We start from the raw sequence: 24,627 nt of genomic DNA, 5'->3' as shown, positions 1-24,627 counted from the left end.
GCTTCGGCCTCGGATCAAGGATCAGGCCCCGCTTCGGCGGGGCCTTTTTCGTTCAGCGCTTCAGCAGGAAGCCCAGCACCTCGGCGACCGCCCTGTACAGCGCCTCCGGGATCTCTTCGTCGAGGTCGAGGGTCGAGAGCGCCTGAGCCAGAACCGGATCCTCCTCAATCGGGATGCCGTGTTCTCGGGCCGTCTCAATGATCTTTTCCCCGACCCAGCCTTGGCCGGACGCCACGACTCTGGGCGCGCCTGGATCTTCGTGCAGTAGCGCCACGGCGATGCGCGGCCTGGACGTCGGTCCGCTGACGCCGCTCATGAGGCCTGATCCACGAAGTGTCCCAACGGACTGTCGCCCGCGGCCGGCGGCGCGCCCGAATGGACGGCGACATCGGGCGTCAACGCCGCCTCCCGCAAGCCTGCGGCCAGGCTTTCCTCGCCAGAGCGGAGTGAAGCGATGGTCTCGGCGCGCTCCGCCCACAGCGACACCCGCGCTCGCGATCCCGTGAGGATAATGAGCGCATGGACCGGGCCCAGCGGTTCGACGTCGATCGAGAAGCGAGCCCTGTAGGTGCGTTCGACCGGACCGATCGCGCCCCCGCCGGAGCCGCCGCCATCGCGGCTGATCTCGAACTGCGCGACCGCGACGCCCCGCGGCGTCACGAACGGCGTCTCCCAGTTGAGCCTGGCGGCGGACTGGACGCGCGACTCTCCCGCCTCCGCGCCGGCATGGCCGCTCGGCAAGGACGCGATCTGCAGGAGATCCTGTCGCGCCAGCGCTCCGCCCGTCCGTTTCAGCAGGCGGCGGACGACCTCCAGGATCGGCGTGTCGGCCGGAATGGATGGCGCGCCCGGCTTCTGCCCCGCCGTCGGGCCGCCGGCGTAAGGTGGCGGCGGCGTTTTGGCGCGTTCGGCCTCGAGCGAAGGCGCGGCGTAGCCGCGAACGACGGGGGGCGCGGGCTCGACCGAAGCCGGCGCCGCGTCGACTTGGGCCTCATTGAGCAGGCTCAGTTGCACGAGCGCCGGCAAGGCCGGGCGCGCCGGCGAGGACGGAACCGGGAGGGATCGAGCCGAGGTCACGAAGCCGGCGAAACGTGGCTCCACGGCGACGTCCGGCGCCGACGATGGCGGAGCCGCCAAACTCGAAGCCGCCGCGCCCTGGGACGGGGCGGCCTTTGCCGTCGGGACGGGTTCCCTCTCCGATACGGCGCCCGGAGGGTCATCCGCGGGCGGCGTCGGCGCGGTTGGCGGTGATCCTGGCCCACTCCGCCGCTCCAGGGGTTCGGAAACGGCCGGCTTGAGCGGCGGCGCGCCCGGTTCAAGCGCGGTCGGAACCTGGGGCTCGACCGGCGGCGCGGGGGTCGCGGGATCGGGCTCAGGCATGGCGCTGGCCAGCCACGCCGATAGCGCGCCTCGAAACACGAGCAATGCGGCCTTCAGGTCAGGTTCGCCGATGATCGACCTGACGCCAGCCTGGGGCTCCGCCGCCAGCGCGGGACGCGCGAGGTGGGCCTCCAGGAGAACGCCTGATCGTTCGACGGCCCGGCGCAGCCCCTCGGCCGTGGTGAGCTCGATGGGCGAAGACGCCTGCGCCATCAACGCCCTGCCCGCTTCGCGGACCTCCGCCGGTGTGTCGGCCCGGTCGATCACGGCGCTCACATCGGCCATCAGCGGCGCCAAGCCGGCTTGGCGCGGCACGGCCTCGGCGGCCGCCAAGCGGACGGCGCGGAGCAGCACGGTCTCCTGGGGAAGGCGCGCGGCCTGGATGGGCTGGGCTTGCGGCGGGGGCTTGGCGATAGCCTGTTCCGGGCCTGGCCCGCCGTCTTGGGACGGAGCCTGCCCAGCCTGCTCGACCCCCACGCCGCCTTTGCCGGGGCCCTGGGCGCCCGCCGCCGCCGGACGACCGGCGATCTCACCGAGCCGCGCGGTCATGTTCGCGAGCGCCTGGCGGGCCACCGCCTGCAGAACGACAGAATCCGGCGCGGTTCCAGCCGGGGTGGGTGGAACGATGGGGATCAGGGGCGTGGTCGGGTCTATGGCCACGACAACGACTCCGCGAGGACGACCAACCCAAGGCTAGAACCGGAGCGTAAACCGCGAGTTAACCATCCTCGCGCGAAGTTTGCCTCTACAGCTAGTCCGAGAAATCTCGGAAAAGCTCGGAAGCGTGGTTCCCGGTCCGCCGGCGAGGTCGTCGAAACATGAGCTGGCGCAGCATCGTGGAGCATCGCCGTCGCGATCTCCTCTCCATCGTGCCGATGACCCTCTTAGCCGCCGCGGGCGCCGCCGCTTGGCTTGGGCCGCGCGCCAGCCTGATCTGGCTCGGCGCGGTCAGCATATTGATCGCGGCCAATCAGGCGTTTTGCCATTTTATCCGCATACGGAAAAATAATGTCCGTGGACTGGAGGTGGCGATGATGGCCTTCACCTTCGTCTACACCTTCGTCTACGCCGCCTTGCCCGCGATGCTGATCGCTCATGGCGAGCGCACGTCGATCTTGGCGGGCGCGGCGATGATGGGCGCGATCGCCTTGAGCTGCACGGCCGAGTTCGTCATCTCCCGGGGCATCGGCGGAGCAGCCTTGGGCGCGTTGATTTTGCACGTAATGTTAGTGGCCATCGGCACGCTAGAGACAACGTCGCCCCTGCTCCAAGCGCTATCGTTGATCGCCGTTCTCTGCTTCTTCGCCTATGTGCTGCAGTACGCCTTGCGACGAGAGGTCGATGTGCGGGACATGGCCAAGGCCACCGCCCTGGCGCAGGCGCGCGAAGCCGAGGCCGCGGCCGCCAACCAGGCCAAGACCGCCTTCCTGGCGACGATGAGCCACGAGATCCGCACCCCCTTAAACGGCATTCTGGGCATGACTCAGGTGATGGAGGCCGACGCCCTGTCGCCCGAACAGCGCGAGAGGCTGACGGTGGTCCGCCGTTCCGGTCAGGCGCTGACTCAGATCCTCAACGACGTGCTGGACCTGGCGCGGATCGAGTCCGGTCAGCTGGAACTTCGCCCCGAACCCTTCGACCTGCGCGAACTGCTGGAAGGATGCGCCCAGACCTTCGCCGCCCTGGCCGAGGGCAAGGGGCTGACTCACGGCCTGTCCATCCAACCCGAGGCCGAAGGCGTCTATCTGGGCGATTCAGGGCGGATGCGGCAGATTCTGCACAACCTTCTGTCCAACGCCGTGAAGTTCACAGAGGTCGGCGGCGTGTCGATCGCGGCCGTCTGGCGTGACGGACATCTTGAACTCACCGTCGCCGACACCGGTCCGGGCGTTCCGGAGAGCGAGCAGGAACGACTGTTTGGCCGCTTCGTGCTGCTGGACGATATCGCCACCCGTCGTCACGGCGGCGCCGGCCTGGGCTTGGCGATCTGCCGCGAGCTGGCCCGCGGCATGGGCGGCGAGGTCAGCCTGTTCAGCCGTCCCGGCCAAGGCAGCGCGTTCACCGTCTCGGCGCCGCTGCGCAAGATCGCCTCGGCGGCGCCGGTCGAAGCGGCCGAACCGCCGCCCGCCCCGCCGCCGCTGCGCTTGCTGGCCGCCGAGGATAATCCCACCAACCAACTGGTTCTGAGCGCCGTGCTGCGCCAGGTGGGCGTCGAGCCGGTCATGGTCGATAACGGCGCGAAGGCTTTGGAAGCTTGGCGAGATGGCCAGTGGGACGTCGTGCTGATGGATATCCACATGCCCGTCATGGACGGCCTGACGGCGTTGAAGGAGATTCGGCGTCTGGAGGCCGAGCGCGGCTTGCGTCGCACGCCGGTCATCGCCCTGACGGCCAACGCCATGCGCCACCAAGTCGATCATCTGTTGGAGGCCGGCATGGACGACCACGTCGCCAAGCCGATCGACATCGCCGACCTGTTACGCGCCCTGGATCGGGCCGTTCAGGCGGCCTGACGGACGACGAGCGCTCAGGAAGTCCAACAGCGCGTCGGCGGCGGCCTCGGAGGGATCTGGCATTCCGCGTCCCATCTTGTCCAAGGCGGCGTCCTGCTCGGCGGCCTGGCGTTCGCGCAGCGCCCGATCATCAAGCCGCTCGGCTATGGCCTTGGCCAAGACCTCGCCCTCGCAGGCGTCCTGCAGGAACTCCGGCGCGACCGCCCGTTCGGCGGCGATATTGAACAGAGTCACCCAGCGCGGCTTCATCAGGCGCTTGAGAATGGCGTAGGTCACCGCGCCGGTCTTATAGCCGACCACCATGGGACATCCGGCCAGGGCCAGTTCGGTCGTCACCGTGCCACTGCAGGCCAGAGCGACATCGCCGGCGACGAAGGCGTCGTCCTTGAGCCGATCATCCTCGATCACATGGGCGCGGAAGGGCCAGCCCGCCACGCGCGCCTTCACCGCCTCCGCCACCGTGTAGGCGGCGGGAATGACCACGAAGAGGTCTGGCCGATCCGCCTTGAGCCGCCGCACGGCGTCCTCGAAGTCCGGCATGATCCGCTCGATCTCCGATGGACGGCTGCCGGGCAGGACCAAGAGTATCTGGTCGTCGGGCGAAGCGCCGATCGCCGCCCGCAACCGGCCTGGATCGGCGCTGTCGAAGCGCTTGGCCAGGGCGGAATTGCCAACGAAGACGTTGGGCAGGTCCACGGCGTCGAAAAAGGGCTTGTCCATCGGTTGGATCGACAGCAGCAGGTCGACCGCCGCGGCCAAGGTCTTGGCGCGCCCCGGACGATAGGCCCAGACCTGAGGCGCGACGTATTTCACGAGCGGCAGGCCAGGATCCAGCTTTCTCAGCGCGCGAGCCAGGCGGATGTTGAAGCCCCAGCTATCGATCAGCACCGCCACATCGGGCTTTTCGCGGTCCGCCAGGGCCACGGTGTCCTTCAACCGCGCCACGACCCTCGGATAGGCCTTAAGCCCCTCCAGCAACCCCAGAATGGACAGCTGGGTAATGTCGAACGGGCTTTGCACGCCCTGTGCGGCCATCCGCGCGCCGCCCACGCCCACGAAGCTGACCTGGTCGCCCAGGCGCGCGCGCATGGCCTTGGCCAAGCCGGCGCCGAGGGCGTCGCCCGAGGCCTCGGCGGCGACCAGCATGATCTTCAGGGCGGTCACGGCAGGTCTCGCGGGTCGACCCCCAGCACGAAGAGGCCCAGTTCGTCGGCGCAGGCGATCACGGCGGCGCGGTCCACCACCAACAGACGACCCGCCTCCCCGACGACGCCGGCCAAGCCCGCGCGGGCGGCGCGCTGGAGGGTGGCGACGCCGATGGTCGGCAGATCGACCTTGGTCTCCTGGATCGGCTTGGGCGCCTTGGCCAGCACGCCCTTGGGACGTTCGGCCGAGCCTCGGATGGCCAACGGCAGTTCGGCCACCCGGCGCAACATGGCGTCGGTGCCCTCCTGCGCCTCGACAGCCAGGACCAAGCCGTCGCAGACCACGGCGCCCTGGCCGATGTCGAGCCGACCGCTCTCGCGGGCCACATGCAGCGCTTTGTCGATATCGGCCATGTGGGCTTCGTCGGGCGAGATCTTGCCCAGCCGTCCGCGCGGCAGGGTCATCTCGCCGTTGACCTCATGGGCCCCCTCGATTTCGAAGCCTTCCTTCTCGAACTCATCCAGCACGCGGCGCAGCAGAGCGTCATCGCCCTTTCGGGCGGCGACGATCAGGCTGGGCAGAACCTTCAGGCCCCGCCCGTCGGGCATCATGGCCGAGAAGTCCGGGCGGCTGACCTGGCCCGCGAAACACACGACCTCGCAGCCCTCGGCCCGCAGCGCCTTGAACACCTTGCCAAACTCGCCGATGCCGACCTCGACGCCCGGATAGCGGGCCAAGACGGGGTCGGCGAAGCTCTTCAGCCGCATGACCGCGAAGGCGCGGCCGGCGGCCTCGCAACGGGCCGCCAGTTCGACGGGAAGGTCCCCGCCGCCCGCGATCAGTCCCAGCTTGCGCATCGCGGGCCCCTAGAACTCGCGCTCGGGCAGGCAGAGCGGACGGTTGGCGTCGGCGCGGATGAAGTCGACGATCTCCATCACCTCCGGGATCGCCGCGTGGGTTTCGGCCACGTCGTCCAGGCGCTCTTGGAAGGTGCCTTCGTCGGCGAACATCAGGCGGTAGGCCGCGCGCAGGGCGTTGATCGTCTCGCGCGAGAAGCCCCGGCGCTTGAGGCCAACCAGGTTCAGGCCTTCGAGATGGGCGTGGTTGCCCCAGACCGAGCCATACGGAATGACGTCCTTGGTCACCGCCGCCAGGCCGCCGATGAAGCTGTAGCGACCGATGCGCGAGAACTGGTGCGCGGCGGCCAGACCGCCCATGAACACATAGTCGCCGATGGCCACGTGGCCGCCCAGGGTCGCGCCCTTGGCCAGCACCACGAAGTCGCCGACGGCGCAGTCGTGCGCCACGTGCGAACCGACCATGTAGAGACCGTCCGAGCCGATCGTGGTCACGCCCTTGCCCGAGGCGGTGCCGGTATGCATCGTCACGTGCTCGCGGATGATGTTGCGCGGCCCGATCAGCAGCTCGGTGCGCTCGCCCTTGTGGCCCAGGTGCTGAGGCGGCCCGCCCAGATTGGCGAACGGATGCACGACGCAACCCTCGCCCAGCGTCGTGACGCCTTCCACCACCACGTGCGACAGCAGGCGCACGCCCGCGCACAGGGTCACGTCGGGGCCGACGATGCTGTAGGGCCCGATCTCGACGTCCGGGGCGATCTTGGCCTCCGGGGCGACGATGGCGGTCGGGTGGATGGTCATGCCTTCGGACCCGTCTCGACGACCATGGCCGCGAATTCGACCTCGGCCGCCACCTTGTCGCCGACCTTGGCGACGCCCTTGAACTTGAAGATCGACGAGCGCGCGCGCAGCACCTCGACTTCCATTCGGATCACGTCGCCGGGCCGGACCGGGTTGCGGAACCGGGCGTTGTCGACCGACATGAAGAAGATGGTCTTGCCCTCGGTGTCGACTTCCAGGGACTTGCTCATCAGGACCGCGCCGGTCTGCGCCAGCGCCTCGATGATCAGCACGCCCGGCATTACCGGATTGCCTGGGAAGTGGCCCTGGAAGAAGGGCTCGTTCACGGTCACGCACTTGATGCCGACGATCGACTGGTGAGGCTTATAGTCCTCGGCGCGATCGACCAGCAGGAACGGATAGCGGTGCGGGATGCGCGCCAGGATTTCCGCGATATCGATGTCGGTCCGCACCGTTTGCTCGGCGTTCTCGGTCATTGGCTCTAGCCCCTCGTCCCTCGACCGCCCGCCATGCGCGACAGCCATGCCGTCTCCCGGAGCCACCGCTTGAGCGGTCGCGCCGGAAAGCCGGTCCAAGTTTCACCTTCCGGCACGTCCTTGAACACCGAGGCGGCCGCCCCGATGCTCGCGCCCGAGCCGATGTTCAAGTGGTCGGCCACGCCGGCCTTGCCGCCAAAGGCGACGCCGTCGCCGACGACCGTGCTGCCCGACAGCCCGGTATAGGCCGCCAGGACGCAATTACGCCCGATACGGACGTTGTGCGCGACATGCACCAGGTTGTCGATCTTGGTGTTCTCGCCAATGGTCGTATCGGCGAAAGCGCCGCGATCAACGCAGCTATTGGCGCCGATCGTGACGTTGTCCTGGATCACCACCCGCCCCAGCTGCGGCAGGTCGACCATGCCACGCGGACCCGGCGCGGCGCCAAAGCCCGCCTCGCCCAGCACGGCGCCCGCCGAGATCGTCACGCGATCGCCCAGCAGCGAAAAGCCGATGACGGCGTTGGGGCCGATGACGCCATCGCGTCCGATCAAGACCCCTGGCCCGATGGCGACGCCGGGTCCGATCCGCGTTCCGCGCCCGATCCGCGCGCCCTGGCCGATCGTCACGCCCGGCGACAGCAAGACGCCATCTTCCAGCTCCGCCTCCGGATGGATCGCCGCGGCGGCGGCTTCGTGACGGCGCGGCGCATGAAGCAAATTGACCGCCGCCGCCCAGGCAGCCTGGGGCGTCCGGGTGATCAGGGCCGCGCAGGTCGCCGGCAGGAAATCGCGATGCTCGGGACGCACGAAGCACGCCCCGGCCCGCGTGGTCGCGGCGGCGTCCTTGCGCTTGGCGTCGGAAAAGAAGGTGATCGCCTGATCATCGGCGGCGTCCAGCGGCGCGGCGTGGGCGATCGACCGGTCGGCCAAGGCGGCGTCCGCCAATTCGGCGGCGCCGGCCCGGGCCAAATCGGAAAGCGCTGCCGGACCCAGGCTGTCAAAGAAACGTGGGTCCGGCATGATTCCTCTCGGCGAAAGTTCCCCTAGGTAATCCTAAAGGAGACGATTCGCTTACTTGTTGGTCGGTTGCAGGGCGCCGGCGACCGGAGCCTGATCCAGACGCTCGCGATCGAAGGTCAGGGTCTTGATGCGGGCGTCGAGCGCGGCGACCACGGCGTCCGTGATGTCCATGGCCGGATTGGCCAGCATCACCGATTCACGGTCCAGCAGCAGGCTGCACTTCTGCGACTGGTAGACTTGGCGGATCGGGGTGTCGAGTTCCTGATAGACGCGATTCAGCGCCTTTTGCTCGGTGGCTTCGACTTCCTTTTGGCGCAGCTGGCCCTTGCGCTGCCAAGCGTTGGCCTTGACCTGCAGAGCGGCGGCTTGCTGCTCGAGGGCGTCCTGAGCCAGCGTGCCCTTCTTGGCGTCGAGCGCCTTGGCTTCGTTGTCGAGGCCCGTGCGCTCGGTGTTCAGCTCGGCGTTGACCTGCTGGATGATGGTCTTCAGACGCGCGTCGACGGCCTTGCCGACCAGCGAGCTGGCGACAGCGCGCTGGCTCGAGAAGATGCAGACGCCACTGATCGCCGGCCCATGGGTCACGGGCGGAGCGGCCGGGGCCGCCGCCGGAGCCGTCTGGGCCGAGGCGGCGGTCGCGATGGCGAGGGCGACGACGCTCGAAGCGGCCGCGGACAGGAACTTGGACATGATTATTGGAACCTTGTGGAGGTGGAGAACCGGAAGGTTTCGGTTCGGTCGTAGCTTTCCTTGGCCAAAATGCGGCTGATATCGAATCGAATGGGTCCCATGGGGGATTTCCAGTCGATCGAGATACCCGCCGAGGCACGCAGGCCCAGGTTGTCCTTGATGTTGGTGTCGAAGACGCCGGGCGACTTCTGACGGTCCACGTCATCAAGCAGGCCGGCCGTACCGAAGTCGCTGAACAGGGCGGCCTTGATGCCGTACTGCTCGGGCAGGAACGTCGGAATGTCCAGCGAGACGGTGCCGATGGCGTACATCTTCGCGCCCATCGAGTTGTTCGTGCTCGAGATGTCGCGCGGGCCGATACCCGCGATCTCGAAGCCCCGGAACGAGTCGCCGCCCTTGTAGAAGCGATCGTTGATGCGGACGTTGTCGCCGCCCAGGCCCTCGATATAGCCGAACGAGCCGGTGAAGCTGAACACGAGGCTCTTGGTGAAGCCATAGTACCAGCCGGCGTCAGCCTCGGTCCTCAGATAGCGAACGTCGCCCGCCAGACCGGCGAGGTCCTGGTTCAGGTCGGCGAACCAGCCCCGGGTCGGGTTGATCGGATCGTTCCGCTTGTCGAGACGCAGGCCATAGCCCACCAGCGAGGTGATGTAGGCGCCGCGCTGCAAGCAGAGGATCTGCGAGACCGAGCCGCTGGTGCAGAGGTTGTCGGCGACGCTGACCTGGTCGCGACGCAGCGTGTAGCGCAGGTTCATCGACGAGTCGTTGGTCAGCGGGAAGCCCAGCCGCACGTCGCCGCCCACCGACTTGGTGTCATAGGCCGCGTAGTTCGAGAGGTCGTAGCGGAAGGTGTAGAGGTTCAGGCCGGCGACCAAGTTGCGGCCCAGGAAGCGCGGCTCGCTGAAGCCGAAGTCGACCTGCTGGCGCAGCGAACCGACCGAGACGCGGGCCCGCAGGTTCTGGCCGCGACCGCGGAAGTTTCGCTCGGTGATGCCGACGTCCAGCACCAGCTTATCGACCGAGCTGTAGCCCGCGCTGAACGACAGCTCGCCGGTAGGCTGCTCTTCCAGCTTGACGCGCAGGTTGGTGCGGTCCGGCGCCGAGCCGGGCGTGTCCTCGATGGTCACGTCCTTGAAGAAGCCGAGGCGGCGGATGTTGTTCTTCGAGCGGTCGACCAGCACGCGGTTGTAGGCGTCGCCCTCGGCCACTTCCAACTCGCGGCGGACCACGTAGTCCAGCGTGCGGGTGTTGCCGACGATATCGATGCGATCGACATAGACGCGCGGACCTTCACGCACCGAGAACACCACGTCGACGGTCTTGGTCTGGCGGTTCGGCACGTAGCGCGGACGCACGTCCACGAAGGCGAAGCCGGCCGCGCCCGCCGCGAAGGTCAGGGCGTCGGTGGCCTGCTCGATCTTCTCGTCTTCATAGAGCTGCCCCTGGCGGATCGGCAGGATCTGAGCCAGCAGGTTGCCGTCCAGCTTCTTCAGCTCGGTCTCGACGGTCACCTTGCCGAACTTGTATTTCGGGCCCTCGTCCAGGGTGTAGGTGACGGCGAAGCCGTTCTTGTCGGGCGCCAGCTCGGCGACCGACGACACGACGCGGAAGTCGAAATAGCCGCGGTTGCGGTAGAACTTGCGCAGTTGCTCGCGGTCGTACTCGATCCGGTCGGGATCGTAGTTATCGTTGCTGGTCAGAAACTTGTACCAGCGGCTTTCCTTGGTCACGACCACGTCGCGCAGGTCGTTGTCCGAGTACTCGCTATTGCCCAGGAAGTTGATCCCCAGCACGCCGCTCTTGGGGCCTTCGTTGATTTCGAACACCAGATCGACGCGCTTTTGCGGCAGTTCGACGACCTTGGGCGTCACGGTCGCCGAGATACGGCCCGAACGGCGGTAGAGTTCGATGATGCGCTGGACGTCGGCCTGCACCTTGGCGCGGGTGAAGATGCCGCGCGGACGGATCTGGACCTCGTCCTTCAGCTTGTCTTCCTTCAGGGACGAGTTCCCCTCGAAGACCACCTGGTTGATGATCGGGTTCTCGACGACCTTCACGACGAGATCGCCGCCCTGCATCTCGATCTTCACGTCGGCGAAGAGATCGGTGCGGGCCAGGGTCTTCAGCGCCAGGTCGAGGCGCTGGGGATCGACGGTGTCGCCCGGCTGGATCGGCAAGTAGGACAGAACCGTCCCCTGCTCGATGCGCTCGTTGCCTTGCACCACGATGCGCTGAACCACGCCGGTCTGAGCGGCCTGGGCGAAGGCCTGCACCGGGGCCACCAAGGCGGTCGAGCCGAGCAGAAGCGCCATACCCGTGGCGAACGCGGCGCTTTGGGCGCGAAGTTTGTTCATGTGACCAATCATGGACGGAGGGCGAGCGCTGTTCACGTAAACAGGCCGCCGATGAATTTGAACACGTCGTAGCGGTTGAGGTCGTTCCACGCCGCGAACAGCATGAAACCCAGGATCAACGCAAGCCCCGCGCGGAAGCCGGCCGCCTGAAAGTCCGCGCGCAGCGGACGCTTGGCGATGGCTTCGTAGGCGTACATCAGCAGATGGCCGCCATCGAGGACCGGAATAGGCAGCAGGTTCATGAAGCCGATGCTGACCGACAGGCTGGCGATCAACACCATGAAGTTAAACAGCAGGCGCAGCGACATGATCGCGAAATTCGGCGCGCCCTCGGTGCTGGCCTTGGCCACGGCGCCGGCGGTGTGGCCGATGCCGATGATGCCGCTGACCTGATCGGCGGGCACCTGGCCCGTCACCAGACGACCAAGATAGAAGCTGATCGTCTTGATCATGCCCCACACTTCGACGGTCGCGTCGGGAATGGCCGACAGGACGGTCGACTTGTGCAGCGTGGCCATGCTGGCCAGCTCCGCGCCCATCCGACCTTCCTTGACCTTGCCGCGGATGTCGTCGCGGTTCTCGACCAGCGACGGCGTCACGACGATGTGCAACGGCTTGCCGGCGCGCAGCACCGTAAGGTCGATCGGCAGGTTAGCGCGCAGAGAAACATAGTTGACCAGATCGCCGACGCTGGTGATCTCTGTCCTGTCGGCGCGGATGATGCGGTCGCCGGCGGCCAGGCCCGACGCGGCGGCCGGCGTCGCGGGCAGCACGCGCTTGACCGTCACCGCGCCATGCTGGCTGCCGATCAGCACCAGGAAGACGGCCGTGATCGCGATGGCCAGCACGAAGTTCGCCATGGGGCCCGCGGCGGCGATGATCGCGCGTTGCCACACCGGCTTGAAATGGAAATAGCGCTTGAGAGCCCCCTCGCCTTCCCGCGAGACGATCGAGCGCTTCATGGCCTCCAGATCGTTCTGATCGGGCACGCTGGCCGCGTTCTCGTCGCCCGAGAACCGCACATAGCCGCCCAGGGGGATCGAGGCGATACGCCACTCGACGCCGTGCTTGTCGCGCCATGACATCAGCGGCGGACCGAAGCCGATCGAGAAGCAATCGATCGCCACGCCGCACGCCTTGGCCGCCCAGAAGTGGCCAAGCTCGTGGATCGTCACCACGATCGAGAGCACCACGACCGTGGACAGAATGATGGTCAGGATGTCGAGCATGGGCCCCCGGGGATCAGCGTCGATGCTTTTGCGCGACAACCTCGGCCGCAATGCGGCGAGCGCTGGCGTCCACCAGCATCGCCGCCTCGACGGCGTCGTCATTATTCGCGGCGGTCAGGTCACCAAGACTGTTCATACGCTCGAGGGTTCCCGCCACAGCGGCGGCAATATCGAGAAAGCCAATCCGGCGGTCAAGGAAGGCCGCCACAGCGACCTCGTTGGCGGCGTTCATCGCCGTGGGCGCGCCGCCGCCCAGACGCAGGGATTCGCGGGCGATGCCGATCGCCGGGAACCGGTCCAGGTCCGGCGATTCGAAGGTCAGTTGGCCATAGGCGGCCAAGTCCAGGCGCGGAGCCGGCCACGGCAGGCGATCCGGCCAGGCGAAGGCGCAGGCGATCGGCGCGCGCATGTCCGGCGGCCCCAGCTGGGCCAGGGTCGAACCGTCGGCGTACTCCACCAGGCTATGGATGACGGACTGGGGATGGATCACGACATCGACGCGGTCTTCGGGCGTTGCGAACAGGTAGGAGGCCTCGATCATCTCGAGCCCCTTGTTCATCATCGTCGCGGAATCGACCGAAATCTTGGCGCCCATGGACCAGTTGGGATGGGCGATGGCCTGCTCCGGCGTGGCGGCCCGCATGGCGGCCTTGTCCCACGCGCGGAATGGTCCGCCAGACGCCGTGAGGATCAGGCGCGCGACCCGATGGGCGCAGTCGGGCTGCAACACCTGGAATATGGCCGAGTGCTCGGAATCGACGGGAATCACCGAGCCGCCCGACGCCTTGGCGATGGCCAGCAGAGCCGGACCGGCGCAGACGAGGCTTTCCTTGTTGGCCAAGGCGATCACCGCCCCGGTGCGGGCGGCGGCCAGGGTGGGCGCCAGACCGGCCGCGCCGACGATGGCCGACATCACCCAGTCCGCGCCCATGGCGGCGGCCTCGCTGACCGCGGCCGCGCCGGCGGCGGCGCGCACCGCCGTGCCCGCCAGCCCATCGCGAAGGGCTTCGAGCTTGGCCTCGTCCTCGATCACCGCGACCTGGGGCCGCCAGCGCAAGGCCTGCTCGATCAGGCGCTCGACATTGCGCCCGGCCGTCAGGGCCAGGATCTCGACCGGCGCGCCGGACTGTTCGAACAGGCTGAGCGTGGAAAGGCCGATCGATCCGGTCGAGCCCAGCACCACTACCTTACGGGCCAAGGTCAGTGGTTCCATTTCAAATGATCGACCAACCGGATGGCGGCGATGACGATCGCCGCGAACATCAGGCCATCGACACGATCCAGAAGGCCGCCATGGCCAGGGATGATGTCCCCGCTGTCCTTGACGCCGAACCGGCGCTTGAGGATCGATTCCCAGAGATCACCGGCCATCGTGGCCAGGCCGCCCAACAGGCCGATCAGCGCCGCCGCGGGCCAGACCAGGCGCAGATGGGCGAAATGAGCCACCAGGACCGCGCCGATCGTGGCCGCCACGAGGCCGCCGACGAAGCCCGACCAGGTCTTGTTCGGCGAGATCCGGGGCCAAAGCTTCGGCCCCTTGAGGATGCTCCCCACCACATAGGCGAAAATGTCGGCGAACCAGGTCACGACGAACAGCAGCAGCGTCCACCAAAGTCCGAACTCCAGCGACCGCACCCAGACCAGGGCGATCACCGCCGGCGCGATATAGACCACGCCATAGGCCGCGTCGGCGCGACGCTCGACCGCGCCCCGCGCGATCAACCCCGCTAGAAAGGCGCCGACCAGAACGACGGACCAGGCCAGCAGGAAGTTGTGCAGAAAGGCCGCGACGATGGCGATCGCGCAGAAGACGCCAACCACGGCGCCGACCGCGTTCGGCGACTTGGGCGCGCTGATCTTGCCCCACTCGCGCGCCAGCAGCGCCGCGCAGACCAGCGCCAGGGCCAGGAACCAGAAGCCGCCCAGCCATACGGCGGCCACGACCATGGGCACGAGCACGGTGGCGGACACCACGCGCATTCGAAGATTGCCCCAGTTGAAGCGCTTAGCCGGCGACGGCGACGTCATCGGCCGCGACCCCTCCATAACGTCGATCCCGGCCGCGATACTCCGCGATGGCCGCGGCCAGGGCGTCCGGACCATAATCCGGCCACAGCACATCCTGAAACACCAGTTCGGCGTAGGCGCAATCCCAGAGGAGGAAGTTCGAGATTCGGCGCTCGCCGCTGGTGCGGACGATCAGATCCGGCGGCGGCGCGGCGGCCGTCGACAGAAAGCGCTCGAACGTCGCCTCGGTCAGGTCGCTGGCCCGAGCCTCGCCCCGCTCGACCATTTCGGCGAAGGCGCGCGCCGCGTCGGTGATGTCGGCCTGGCCTCCATAGTTGAAGGCCACCTGCAGAACGAATTCGCTATTGCCCGCCGTGCGACGCTCGGCCCGCTCGATGATTTCGGCGATATCGGCCGGCAAACCGGTGCGGCGACCGATGATGCGCACGCGCACGCCCGCCGCCGCCAGACGCTCCAGGTCCGATTCGACATAGGCCTTCAGCAGCTTCATCAGCTCCGAGACCTCGTGCGCGGGCCGGCGCCAGTTCTCCGTGGAAAAACCGAAAACCGTCAGCACGCCAACATTCTGGGCCTGAGCGCCCTCGACGGTGCGCTTCAGGGCGTTGACCCCGGCGCGATGCCCCAGAACGCGCGGCATCCCCCGCCGCTTGGCCCAGCGCCCGTTGCCATCCATGATAATGGCCACGTGCAGACGCGGCTCCGACGCGTCGCCCCCGGCGCGCGCCGAAACGTCCTGCAGGCCCGTGGTCGGCGGCATTCGCTTCAACCTTCCCTCGTCCTCTCCCCCAAATCCCACAGGGAGGACGATTAGACCTGCATGATCTCTTGTTCCTTGATTTTCAAGGCCTCGTCGATGCGCTTGATGGCCTCGTCGGTCATCTTCTGGACCTCGGTTTCCATCTTCTTGCGCTCGTCCTCGGCGATCGCGTTGTCCTTCTCGGCCTTTTTCAGGTCGTCGTTGGCGTCGCGGCGAACGTTGCGGACCGCGATCTTCTGCTGCTCGGCGTACTTGCCGGCGATCTTAGAGAGATCCTTGCGGCGCTCCTCGGTGAGCGGCGGGATCGGAATACGCAGGTTCTGGCCTTCGACGACCGGATTGAGGCCCAGACCGGCGGCGCGGATGGCCTTCTCGACCGAGACCACGACGCCGCGATCCCAGACGCTGACGCTGATCTGGCGCGGCTCGGGCACGCTGATCGAGGCCACCGCGTTCAGCGGCGTCGTCGAGCCATAGGCCTCGACCATCACCTGGTCCAGCAGGCTGGCCGAGGCGCGGCCAGTGCGCAGGGACCCGAACTCCTCCTTCAGGGCGGCGATAGCCTTGTCCATGCGATCGCGGTAGCGCGACAGGACGGGTTTTTCGGCGGCGGCCATGAGGCTCTCCTCGCTTTTTGCCGCCCGTCCCTCGGGGACGGGCCACTGCTCTAGAATTTAGGCGGCGCGGTCGGCGGCGACCACGGTGTAGGTCCCCTCGCCTCTCAGGACGCCCAGCAGATTGCCGCGTCCCTTGATCGAGAAGACCACGATCGGAATGTTGCTGTCGCGCATGAGGGCGACGGCCGAGGCGTCCATGACCCGCAGGTCCTTGGCCAGGACATCCATGTAGCTCAGTCGGTCATAGCGCTGGGCGGTCGGATCCTTCTTCGGATCGGCCGTGTAGACGCCGTCGACGCTGGTGCCCTTCAGCAAGGCGTCGCATTGCATCTCGGCCGCGCGCAGGGCCGCGGCCGTATCGGTGGTGAAGAACGGATTGCCCGTGCCCGCGGCGAAGATGACCACGCGCCCCTTCTCGAGGTGACGCTGGGCGCGGCGGCGGATGTAGGGCTCGCAGACCGTGGCCATCGGAATGGCCGACTGCACGCGAGTCTGAACGCCGATCCGCTCCAGCGCGTCCTGCATGGCCAAGGCGTTCATCACCGTGGCCAACATGCCCATGTAGTCCGCGCTGGACCGTTCCATGCCCTTGGCGGCGCCGGCCATGCCGCGGAAGATGTTGCCGCCGCCGATCACCAGGCAAAGCTCGACGCCCGACTTGACGATCTCGGCCACGTCCTCGGCCACGGCCTGAACGGTGTTGGTGTCGATCCCATAGGGCGTGTCGCCCATCAGGACCTCGCCCGACACTTTCAGCAGGATGCGGCGGTATTTCTGAGGTGCGCTGGTATCGGACATTGGACCGCTATTCCTGAGTCGTCGGCACGCACTTTACGTGCGTTCTACAGAAGTGGGATGGGTTTTGCCAACCGGCGCGGCGTCGCGGCGCGGCGGGCGCAAAAAGGGCGCGGCGCGCGTCTAGAACGCGCCGCGCCCTCGATATCCGGCCGGGAGCCCAGGCTCCCGCCGCTTGGCTTTAGGCTTGGCCGGTCATCGAGGCGACTTCGGCGGCGAAGTCGTCCTGCTTCTTTTCCACGCCTTCGCCCAGGGCCAGACGGGTGAAGCCCTTCACCGTGATCGGGGAACCCAGGGTCTTGGCGGTCTCGGCGACCAGTTGCTCAACGGTCTGGTCGGGGTTCATGACGAAGGCCTGCTTCAGCAGCACGACTTCTTCCAGGAACTTGCGGATACGGCCCTCGATCATCTTCTCGACGACCGCGGCGGGCTTGCCCGATTCCAGAGCCTGTTCGGTGAAGACGGCCTTTTCACGCTCGATCGCGGCCGGGTCCAGATCGTCCGGCGACAGCGAAAGCGGCGCGGTCGCGGCGACGTGCATGGCGATCTTGCGGCCCAGGTCGCGCAGGGCGGCCTTGTCGCCGGCCGACTCCAACGCGACCAGCACGCCGATGCGGCCCAGGTCCGGAGCGGTGGCGTTGTGGATGTACGAGGCGACGACGCCCGTATCGACCGTCCACTTGGCGGCGCGGCGGGCCATCATGTTCTCGCCGATCGTGGCGATCAGGTTGGTCAGGTGGTCCTGAACGGTCTCGCCGCCGGCGAGCTTCGCGGCCGTGATGGCTTCGATCGAACCATCGGTGGCCAGGGCCGCGCCGGCGATCTGACGGGCCGCGCTCTGGAACAGGTCGTTGCGCGACACGAAGTCGGTTTCGGCGTTCACTTCGACGGCGGCGGCGGTTTCACCCGCGCCCTGATCGGCGACGGCGATCGCCACCAGACCTTCGGCGGCGGCCCGGTCGGCCTTCTTGGCGGCCTTGGACAGGCCCTTGGCGCGCAGCCAGTCGATGGAGGCTTCGATGTCGCCGTTGTTCTCGGCCAGCGCCTTCTTGCAGTCCATCATGCCGACGCCGGACTTTTCGCGCAGTTCCTTGACGAGGGCGGCGGTGATCTCAGCCATCGAGTATCTCCAGATTCAAACGGTTGGCGATCGGGCCTTCAGCCCGCCGCGGTCTCAATGCGTATGCGACCGAGCTTGTTAGCCCGGTCGCATGTCAGGGTCGCGACGGTCCCGATCCCGGACGAACGTCCGGGCCGGAACACGTGGAAAATCAGGCCTCGGCCGATTCCGCGGCGGCTTCCGGAGCTTCCGGAGCCAATTCGCGAGCCAGGGCCGGCTCGACCGGGGCGACCGACGCGCCCAGGTCGACGCCCGAGGCGGCTTGACCGGCGGCCAGACCGTCCAGGACGGCGTCGGCGATCAGGTCGCAGTACAGTTGCAGGGCGCGAGCGGCGTCGTCGTTACCCGGGATCGGATAGGTGATGCCGTCCGGATCGCAGTTGGTGTCGAGGATGGCGACGACCGGGATGTTCAGCTTGCGGGCTTCCAGGATCGCGATCGCTTCCTTGTTGGTGTCGATCACGAACATGATGTCGGGGATGCCGCCCATGTCCTTGATGCCGCCCAGCGACAGCTCCAGCTTGTCGCGCTCGCGGGTCAGCTGCAGCAGTTCCTTCTTGGAACGACCTTGGGCTTCGCCGGCCAGGACGCCTTCCAGTTCGCGCAGACGAGCGATCGAGCCCGAGACGGTGCGCCAGTTGGTCAGGGTGCCGCCGAGCCAGCGGTGGTTCACGTAGTACTGGGCGCAGCGCTTGGCGGCCGTGGCGACCGGGTCGCTGGCCTGACGCTTGGTGCCGACGAACAGCACGCGGCCGCCGGCGGCGGCGACTTCACGGACCTTCACCAGGGCTTGGTGCAGCAGCGGGATCGTCTGCGACAGGTCGATGATGTGGATGTTCGAGCGCGAGCCGAAGATGTAGCGGTCCATCTTCGGGTTCCAGCGGTGCGTCTGGTGGCCGAAGTGGGCGCCGGCTTCCAGGAGCTGACGCATGGAGAATTCGGGAAGAGCCATCGGGCCTTTGTCCTTTTTCCGGTTGAACCTCCGCGGACACCCCGATCCAGACCATTCTGGAGCGGGACCGGAACGGCGAGGCCGGGATTTCTCCCCGGCGACGACGAACATCCGCGTGTGGAATGGGCGCGCAGATAGTCGCTTGGCGGAGAAAAAGCAAGCCCCGAAGCCGCGTTCACCCGGCGACGAAATGACCGATGAGGCGATCGCGCGGGCATGGCGTCTTCCTCACGAGGCGTCCAAGGCGCGACGATCTTTCCACGGTTCGTGGACGAGACCTTCGCGAGACTTACACACGGACGTGTCTCAATCGCGGAGCCTCGCGAGGGGCGGCGCTTGGAGGACGGGTTCAATGCTTGCGGTCTTCGATCTCGACGGCACCCTTCTGGACGGCGACTCCACGGGGATCTGGCTTTGGGAGCGCGTGCGCCGGTCGCCGCTGCGCGCCCTGCTCGCCCTGGCCGCAGCCCCGATCGCGGGTCCCATGGTCGCCATCCCCCGCACGCGCCGCGCCGGCGCCTCGGTTCTCCTGTGGATCGCTACATTCGGCCTGCGGGAGAAGGACCTCCGCTCCTCGCTCAATCGCTTTGGCGAGGCGTTCAGGGCCGGCGAGAGCAAGCTCACCTGGCGCGCGGGCGGTCTGGCCACCTTGAACGAGCATCTGACGCGCGGCGACCGCGTCGTCGTGGTCACCGCCGCCCCCGCGCTCCTGGCGGAGGCCCTGATCGGCCCGCTGGGTCATCCCATCGAGGTGCTGGGCACGTCGCTGAAGCGCCGCGGCGGCGGCTGGGTCGCCGATGTTCACTGCCGGCATCAACGCAAATGCCAGGCTCTGGCCGAAGCCGGCCACGGCGCCCGCTGGACCTACGCCTATACCGACAGCCTCGACGACCTCCCGCTGCTGCGCGGCGCCGATCGTCCGGTGATCGTCAAGGGCGGCAAGGCGGCCGAACGACGCCTGTTCCGCGCGGGCTTGCTGAACGGACGCGCGGCGGCTTGGTAGCGCCGTAGCCCGGTCGCTCCCAGGCCTCTTTGCTTTAGGCCGACGATCTTCGCGCGGCGCCGAGCGAGATCGCCAGCTGCCATGCGAGCCTTCGTCCAAGCCCGGCCCCTGGACGTTCCAGATCCGCGGCCCTGATGACGTGAAAGCAGCGCCACGGCAAAGACCTCCGGCGCCGCGCGAAACTAGGAATAAATTCCTAGACATCCTCCAGTAAGGCGACGCCCGGCGCGGTCTTCAGCGCGCCGCGCAGCGAGGCGTCGAGCGCGTAGCGGCCTGGAAGGCGCAGTTCGATCTCTCGACCGCCGCCAATCGCGGCGACGAAGGTCACCTCGCCGCCCTTCTGGGATTGAGCCGGTTCGAGCCGCCGCTTGAGGGCCTCGATCTCAGCGGCGCTGGGCGACAGGTGCACCCGCAGGCCCGCCACGACGTTCTCGATGGCTTTTTCGATCGGCTCGGCGTCGTCACCAAAGAAGCGGACCTCGCCGTCGCGAGCCTTGGCGCGGACCTTGATGGCCACGGCCTTGCCCGGCTCCAGCGTGTCGCGGCATTTGCGCAGGGACTCCGGCGGGAACAACACCTCATATTCGCCGGTGGGATCCGACAGCGAGACGAAGGCGAACTTCTCGCCGCTCTGCGATGCGCGCTCCTGACGGCGACGCACCACGCCGCACATGCGGAAGGCCTCCATGCCGGCCTCGGCCTGGGCCACGGCCTCGGCGAACATCACCGTGCGCTTGCGACGCAGCGGCCCGACCATGTCCTCCAGAGGGTGACCCGTCAGGTAGAAACCGACCGCCGACAACTCCTCGTCCAGCAGGTCGACCTGGTTCCAGTTCTCAGTCTTGGCGAGACGCGGACGCCCGGCGCTCGGGTCGGAACCGAACAATCCCCCCTGCCCGCCCTGGCGATCGGCGTGACAGCTCTGAGCATGAGCGATCAGGACGTCGGCCGAGGCCACGATCTGGGCGCGGTTCTTGTGGATCGAATCGAAGGCGCCGGCCCGGGCCAGGTTTTCGATCGCGCGCTTGTTGACCTGGCGCGGATCGATCCGCTCGACGAAGTCGAAGATATCGCGGAATGGCCCACCCTCCTCGCGCACCGCGACCAGATGCTTCATCGCCTCGAGACCCACATTGCGGATCGCGCCCAGAGCGTAGAGCACCTCGCCGTTCTCGACTTCGAAGTCGGCGCCGGAAAGATTGATGTCGGGCGCGCGCACGGTGACGTCGAATTTGCGCGCGTCCTGATGGAAGACCGCCAGCTTGTCGGTGTTCGACAAATCGAGGCTCATCGAGGCCGCGAAGAACTCGACCGGGGTGTTCGCCTTCAGCCAGCCCGTCTGGTACGAGATGAACGCATAGGCGGCGGCGTGCGACTTGTTGAAGCCGTAGCCGGCGAACTTGGCCACCAGTTCGAAGATCGATCCCGACTGCTCCTCGGGAACACCCTTTTCCTTGGCGCCGGAGACGAAACGGATCTTCTGAAGATCCATCTCCTCCTTTTTCTTCTTGCCCATGGCGCGCCGCAGCAGGTCGGCTTCGCCCAGACTATAGCCCGCCAGGATCTGGGCGATCTGCATCACCTGTTCCTGGTAGACGATGACGCCGTAGGTCTCCTTCAGCACCGTCTCCAGCGAGGGGTGGAGCGTGTCGACCGGCTTGCGACCGAACTTGCAGTCGACGAAGGTGTCGATGTTGTCCATCGGGCCGGGGCGATACAGCGAGATCAGCGCGGTGATCTCCTCGATCGAGCCGCAGCGCATCTTACGCAGGGTGTCGCGCATCCCCTGGCTTTCAAGCTGGAACACGCCGACCGTCTGGCCTGAGGCCAGCAGTTCGTAGGTCTTGGTGTCGTCGAACGGCAGCTTGCCCAGATCGATCTCGAAGCCGCGCTTCTTCAGGTGCTTCACCGCCCGGTCCAGCACGGTCAGGGTCTTCAGGCCCAGGAAGTCGAACTTCACCAACCCCGCGCTCTCGACCCACTTCATGTTGAACTGGGTGGCGGGCAGATCCGAGCGCGGATCCTTATAGAGCGGCGTCAGTTGGGTCAGCGGCCGGTCGCCGATCACCACGCCGGCGGCGTGGGTCGAGGCGTTGCGGAACAGGCCCTCCAGCTGCAGCGCCACGTCCAGGCAGGCAGAGACGTTGGCGTCTTCCTTCTTAGCCTGCTTCAGACGCGGCTCGATATCGATGGCCTGGGCCAGAGTCACGGGCGCGGCCGGATTGTTGGGCACCATCTTGCAAAGACGATCCACCAGGCCCAGCGGCAGCTGCATCACCCGGCCCACGTCGCGCAGCACGGCGCGGGCCTGCAGCGAGCCGAAGGTAATGATCTGGGCCACGCGGTCGCGGCCGTACTTCTCCTGCACGTAGGAAATCACCTCTTCGCGCCGCTCCTGGCAGAAGTCGACGTCGAAGTCGGGCATCGAAACCCGCTCGGGATTGAGGAAGCGCTCGAACAGCAGACCAAAGCGCAGCGGGTCCAGATCGGTGATGGTCAGGACCCAGGCGACCAGGGACCCCGCGCCGGACCCCCGTCCAGGGCCGACGGGGATACCATGAGCCTTGCCCCATTTGATGAAGTCCGAAACGATCAGGAAGTAGCCCGGGAACCCCATCTTTTCGATGATGCCGAGTTCGAACTCGAGCCGCTTCCAATACTCCTCCTCGGGCGCCGACAGGGTCAGGCCGTCGAGTCGCATCTTCAGACCCTCCTTGGCCTGGTGACGCAGTTCCTCGGCCTCGTTGCGGCCGTCGCCCGTCGGGAAGCTGGGCAGAATAGGCGCGCGCTTGTGCACCATGAAGGCGCAACGCCGGGCGATATCGAGGGTGTTGTCGCAGGCTTCCGGCAGGTCGGAAAACAACTTGCGCATGTCCGCCGAGGGCTTGAACCAGTGCTCCGGCGTGACGCGACGGCGTTCGTCCTGGCCGACAAACGCCCCGTCGGCGATGCAAAGCAGCGCGTCGTGCGCGTCGTAGAAGCCTTCCTTGGCGAAATAGACGTCGTTGGTGGCGACCAGCGGCACGTCATTGTCGTAGGCCCAGTTCACCAGGCCCGGTTCGGCGGCCGCCTGCTTGGGCAAACCGTGCCGCTGCAGCTCGACATAGAAGCGGTCGCCGAATGCCCTGTGCATCTCCGCCAGGGCGGCCGAGGCCTCCGCGGTCTTGCCGGCGGCGAACAGGGCGTCGACCGGCCCGTCCGTACCCCCCGATAGCAGGATCAGCCCCTCGCTATAGGCGGCGACCTTGTCCCACGGAACGACAGGTTCGGGTAGCTCGGCGCTATCGAGATAGGCGATCGACGACAGTTCCGAGAGGTTCAGGTAGCCCTGCTCGTTCTGGGCCAGCAACACGACCGTCGGGGCGCGCGCCCAGCGTTCGGTCGGACCGCCGCCGATGCCGGTGACGGGAATGGCGCAGCCGATGATCGGCTGGACCCCGGCGTCCTTGGCATAGGACGAATATTCAAGCGCCCCGAAGAGATTAGCGCGGTCGGCGATCCCGGCGGCCGGCATACCGGCCGCGGCGGCCAGCTTGCCGATCTGGTCCGCCTTGATGGCACCTTCGAGCAGCGAATAGGCCGAGCGAACGCGCAGGTGGACGAAATTCTGCCCTTCCGCGTCCGCCATCACCGTTTCTCCGCGCCTACACGACTCAGGCCACCAGCTGAGCCACCGAACACATCATCCAGACGAAGCCGACGACCGACACAAGGGCCAAAGACTCACGGGCGATACGGATCATCGGAACCTCCACAACTTTCTTGTTTCGTTCCATATTCCGCTTTTGTTCTGTTCACAAGATGTTCCAGCGATCTTCACCGCATTTTCCTTGGGCGTTCGGTGAACGGTTCACGGTCCAAAGCCACGGACCTATGGCCAAGCGCGCCGGATCGGTTCAGATCAACGCCATGCGCTTGATCATCGACACCGACACCGCCGGCGACGACGTCTTTTCGCTGATGTTGGCCCTCACCCGCCCTGGCGTGTCCGTGGAGGCGATCACGATCGCCCATGGCAATGTCGGCTTCGACCAGCACGCCGAGAACGCCCTGGTTACGCTGGAGATGTGCGGCCGGGCCGGCGAGGTCCCGGTCTATCTGGGCGCGCAGGGGCCGTTCAGCCGCGCGCCGCTAGACGCCGCCTACGTCTTCGGCAAGGACGGCATGAGCGACAGCGGCTTCGCCAGGACCGCCCAGCGGCCCGCCGACGGTCACGCGGTCGATGAGCTGGTGCGTCGGATCATGGCCGCGCCCGGCGAGATCACCCTCATCGCCCAGGCCCCGCTGACCAACATCGCCCTCGCCTATCTGCGCGAGCCCCGGATCGCCAAGGCGCTAAAGCATCTCTGGATCATGGGCGGCACGGACAACGGCGTCGGCAACGTCACGCCGGCGGCGGAATATAATTTCTACGTCGATCCCGAAGCCGCCAAAATCGTGGTCAACGCCGGCTTCAACCTGACGATCTCGACTTGGACCCTGACGCTGCGGGACGGCCTCTGGAGCACCGCCCAACTGGCGGAGCTCGAAGCGCTGGGGACCGACAAGGCCCGCTTTTTCACCGATGTGAACCGCGCCTCCCTCGCCTTCGCCCGCGAAACCGAGGGCCTCGACGGCAGTCTGCACCCCGACGCCCTGACCTGCGCCTTGGCTTTAGACGAGCGCCTGATCCTCGACGCCGAGACCTGCGTCGTCGATGTCGAGACCATGGGCGAGCTGACGCGGGGCTATCTGTCGGTCTCCCACGCGATCCTGCCGGATATCGAGGTGGCCGACCCAGCCCTGAAGCGGCGCGAGCCCAACGCCCGCGTGATCAAGAAGATCGACCAGGCCGGCTTTTTCGCCGCGATGAAACGCGCGCTGCTCTGAAGGGAGACCGCGCCCAGG

At 67.1% G+C, this 24,627-nt stretch carries 22 protein-coding genes; 3 read left to right on the top strand and 19 right to left on the bottom strand.

The genetic code is table 11. The annotated features are described in order from the left end of the window. Positions 1-52 precede the first annotated feature (52 nt). Together OR37_RS00865 and OR37_RS00860 are read right to left on the bottom strand one after the other, a co-directional pair. Positions 53-316 (bottom strand): EscU/YscU/HrcU family type III secretion system export apparatus switch protein, encoded by a 264-nt coding sequence (locus OR37_RS00865; protein WP_004615219.1) that lies wholly within the window; start codon positions 314-316, stop codon positions 53-55. Further along, on the bottom strand, positions 313-2,040 hold the full coding sequence (locus OR37_RS00860) for a flagellar hook-length control protein FliK (RefSeq protein WP_004615218.1): 1,728 nt from the start codon (positions 2,038-2,040) through the stop codon (positions 313-315). The genes OR37_RS00865 and OR37_RS00860 overlap by 4 nt, the downstream gene beginning before the upstream one ends. 371 nt (positions 2,041-2,411) lie before the next feature. On the opposite strand from OR37_RS00860, the gene OR37_RS00855 reads away from it, so the two are divergent. Next, positions 2,412-3,893, top strand: coding sequence for an ATP-binding protein (locus OR37_RS00855; RefSeq protein ID WP_235046525.1), 1,482 nt, complete (start codon positions 2,412-2,414; stop codon positions 3,891-3,893). Here OR37_RS00855 and lpxB read toward each other — a convergent pair. The 15 genes from lpxB to rpsB form a co-directional block, all read right to left on the bottom strand. Then, positions 3,858-5,039 carry a lipid-A-disaccharide synthase gene (gene lpxB, locus OR37_RS00850; protein ID WP_035016830.1) on the bottom strand — a complete coding sequence of 394 codons (1,182 nt, stop codon included), beginning with the start codon at positions 5,037-5,039 and terminating at the stop codon, positions 3,858-3,860. The genes OR37_RS00855 and lpxB overlap by 36 nt on opposite strands. Before the next feature lie 14 nt (positions 5,040-5,053). Next, positions 5,054-5,896: a UDP-2,3-diacylglucosamine diphosphatase gene (gene lpxI / locus OR37_RS00845; protein ID WP_004615214.1), complete on the bottom strand. Its 843-nt coding sequence runs from the start codon at positions 5,894-5,896 to the stop codon at positions 5,054-5,056. Positions 5,897-5,905: 9 nt separating this feature from the next. Next, positions 5,906-6,697, bottom strand: a complete 792-nt coding sequence (gene lpxA, locus OR37_RS00840; RefSeq protein WP_004615212.1) for an acyl-ACP--UDP-N-acetylglucosamine O-acyltransferase — start codon at positions 6,695-6,697, stop codon at positions 5,906-5,908. Then, the gene (gene fabZ, locus OR37_RS00835; protein WP_004615211.1) at positions 6,694-7,173 is read right to left on the bottom strand and encodes a 3-hydroxyacyl-ACP dehydratase FabZ; all 480 of its coding nucleotides are present in this window, start codon (positions 7,171-7,173) and stop codon (positions 6,694-6,696) included. The genes lpxA and fabZ overlap by 4 nt, the downstream gene beginning before the upstream one ends. 5 nt (positions 7,174-7,178) lie before the next feature. Next, the gene (lpxD, locus tag OR37_RS00830) at positions 7,179-8,198 is read right to left on the bottom strand and encodes a UDP-3-O-(3-hydroxymyristoyl)glucosamine N-acyltransferase (RefSeq protein WP_004615210.1); all 1,020 of its coding nucleotides are present in this window, start codon (positions 8,196-8,198) and stop codon (positions 7,179-7,181) included. A gap of 51 nt (positions 8,199-8,249) precedes the next feature. Next, complete coding sequence (locus OR37_RS00825; protein ID WP_004615209.1) at positions 8,250-8,885, bottom strand: OmpH family outer membrane protein; 636 nt, start codon at positions 8,883-8,885, stop codon at positions 8,250-8,252. A 2-nt stretch (positions 8,886-8,887) separates the two neighbouring features. After that, positions 8,888-11,251 carry an outer membrane protein assembly factor BamA gene (gene bamA / locus OR37_RS00820; RefSeq protein WP_004615208.1) on the bottom strand — a complete coding sequence of 788 codons (2,364 nt, stop codon included), beginning with the start codon at positions 11,249-11,251 and terminating at the stop codon, positions 8,888-8,890. Between the two features lie 20 nt (positions 11,252-11,271). Next, positions 11,272-12,468: a M50 family metallopeptidase gene (locus tag OR37_RS00815; protein ID WP_004615207.1), complete on the bottom strand. Its 1,197-nt coding sequence runs from the start codon at positions 12,466-12,468 to the stop codon at positions 11,272-11,274. A gap of 13 nt (positions 12,469-12,481) precedes the next feature. Continuing rightward, complete coding sequence (gene dxr, locus OR37_RS00810) at positions 12,482-13,681, bottom strand: 1-deoxy-D-xylulose-5-phosphate reductoisomerase (protein WP_004615206.1); 1,200 nt, start codon at positions 13,679-13,681, stop codon at positions 12,482-12,484. Beyond that, positions 13,669-14,514, bottom strand: a complete 846-nt coding sequence (locus tag OR37_RS00805) for a phosphatidate cytidylyltransferase (protein WP_081612854.1) — start codon at positions 14,512-14,514, stop codon at positions 13,669-13,671. The genes dxr and OR37_RS00805 overlap by 13 nt, the downstream gene beginning before the upstream one ends. Further along, positions 14,474-15,253, bottom strand: a complete 780-nt coding sequence (uppS, locus tag OR37_RS00800; RefSeq protein WP_004615204.1) for a polyprenyl diphosphate synthase — start codon at positions 15,251-15,253, stop codon at positions 14,474-14,476. The genes OR37_RS00805 and uppS overlap by 41 nt, the downstream gene beginning before the upstream one ends. A gap of 50 nt (positions 15,254-15,303) precedes the next feature. Beyond that, complete coding sequence (frr, locus tag OR37_RS00795) at positions 15,304-15,870, bottom strand: ribosome recycling factor (protein ID WP_004615203.1); 567 nt, start codon at positions 15,868-15,870, stop codon at positions 15,304-15,306. Between the two features lie 57 nt (positions 15,871-15,927). Then, the gene (gene pyrH / locus OR37_RS00790) at positions 15,928-16,668 is read right to left on the bottom strand and encodes a UMP kinase (protein WP_004615202.1); all 741 of its coding nucleotides are present in this window, start codon (positions 16,666-16,668) and stop codon (positions 15,928-15,930) included. Positions 16,669-16,846: 178 nt separating this feature from the next. Continuing rightward, a complete protein-coding gene (gene tsf / locus OR37_RS00785) occupies positions 16,847-17,785 on the bottom strand; it encodes a translation elongation factor Ts (protein ID WP_004615201.1) in 939 nt (312 codons plus the stop codon). Between the two features lie 151 nt (positions 17,786-17,936). Continuing rightward, positions 17,937-18,737 carry a 30S ribosomal protein S2 gene (gene rpsB / locus OR37_RS00780; RefSeq protein WP_004615200.1) on the bottom strand — a complete coding sequence of 267 codons (801 nt, stop codon included), beginning with the start codon at positions 18,735-18,737 and terminating at the stop codon, positions 17,937-17,939. A 352-nt stretch (positions 18,738-19,089) separates the two neighbouring features. Here rpsB and OR37_RS00775 point away from each other — a divergent pair, with 352 nt between their 5' ends. Beyond that, positions 19,090-19,740: a haloacid dehalogenase-like hydrolase gene (locus OR37_RS00775; protein ID WP_004615199.1), complete on the top strand. Its 651-nt coding sequence runs from the start codon at positions 19,090-19,092 to the stop codon at positions 19,738-19,740. Positions 19,741-19,936: 196 nt separating this feature from the next. Here OR37_RS00775 and dnaE read toward each other — a convergent pair whose 3' ends face one another. Both dnaE and sidA read right to left on the bottom strand, forming a co-directional pair. Further along, on the bottom strand, positions 19,937-23,368 hold the full coding sequence (dnaE, locus tag OR37_RS00770; RefSeq protein ID WP_004615197.1) for a DNA polymerase III subunit alpha: 3,432 nt from the start codon (positions 23,366-23,368) through the stop codon (positions 19,937-19,939). A gap of 25 nt (positions 23,369-23,393) precedes the next feature. Beyond that, positions 23,394-23,483, bottom strand: a complete 90-nt coding sequence (sidA, locus tag OR37_RS00765) for a cell division inhibitor SidA (RefSeq protein ID WP_004615196.1) — start codon at positions 23,481-23,483, stop codon at positions 23,394-23,396. A gap of 166 nt (positions 23,484-23,649) precedes the next feature. On the opposite strand from sidA, the gene OR37_RS00760 reads away from it, so the two are divergent. Continuing rightward, positions 23,650-24,609, top strand: coding sequence for a nucleoside hydrolase (locus OR37_RS00760; protein ID WP_035016829.1), 960 nt, complete (start codon positions 23,650-23,652; stop codon positions 24,607-24,609). The last annotated feature ends 18 nt before the right edge of the window (positions 24,610-24,627 follow it).

Origin of the sequence: Caulobacter vibrioides OR37 (genome assembly GCF_000372645.1) — a bacterium.
Classification (GTDB): domain Bacteria; phylum Pseudomonadota; class Alphaproteobacteria; order Caulobacterales; family Caulobacteraceae; genus Caulobacter; species Caulobacter vibrioides_E.
Note: the sequence above shows the minus strand (reverse complement) of the source record. Positions and strands in the feature narration are given on the sequence as shown.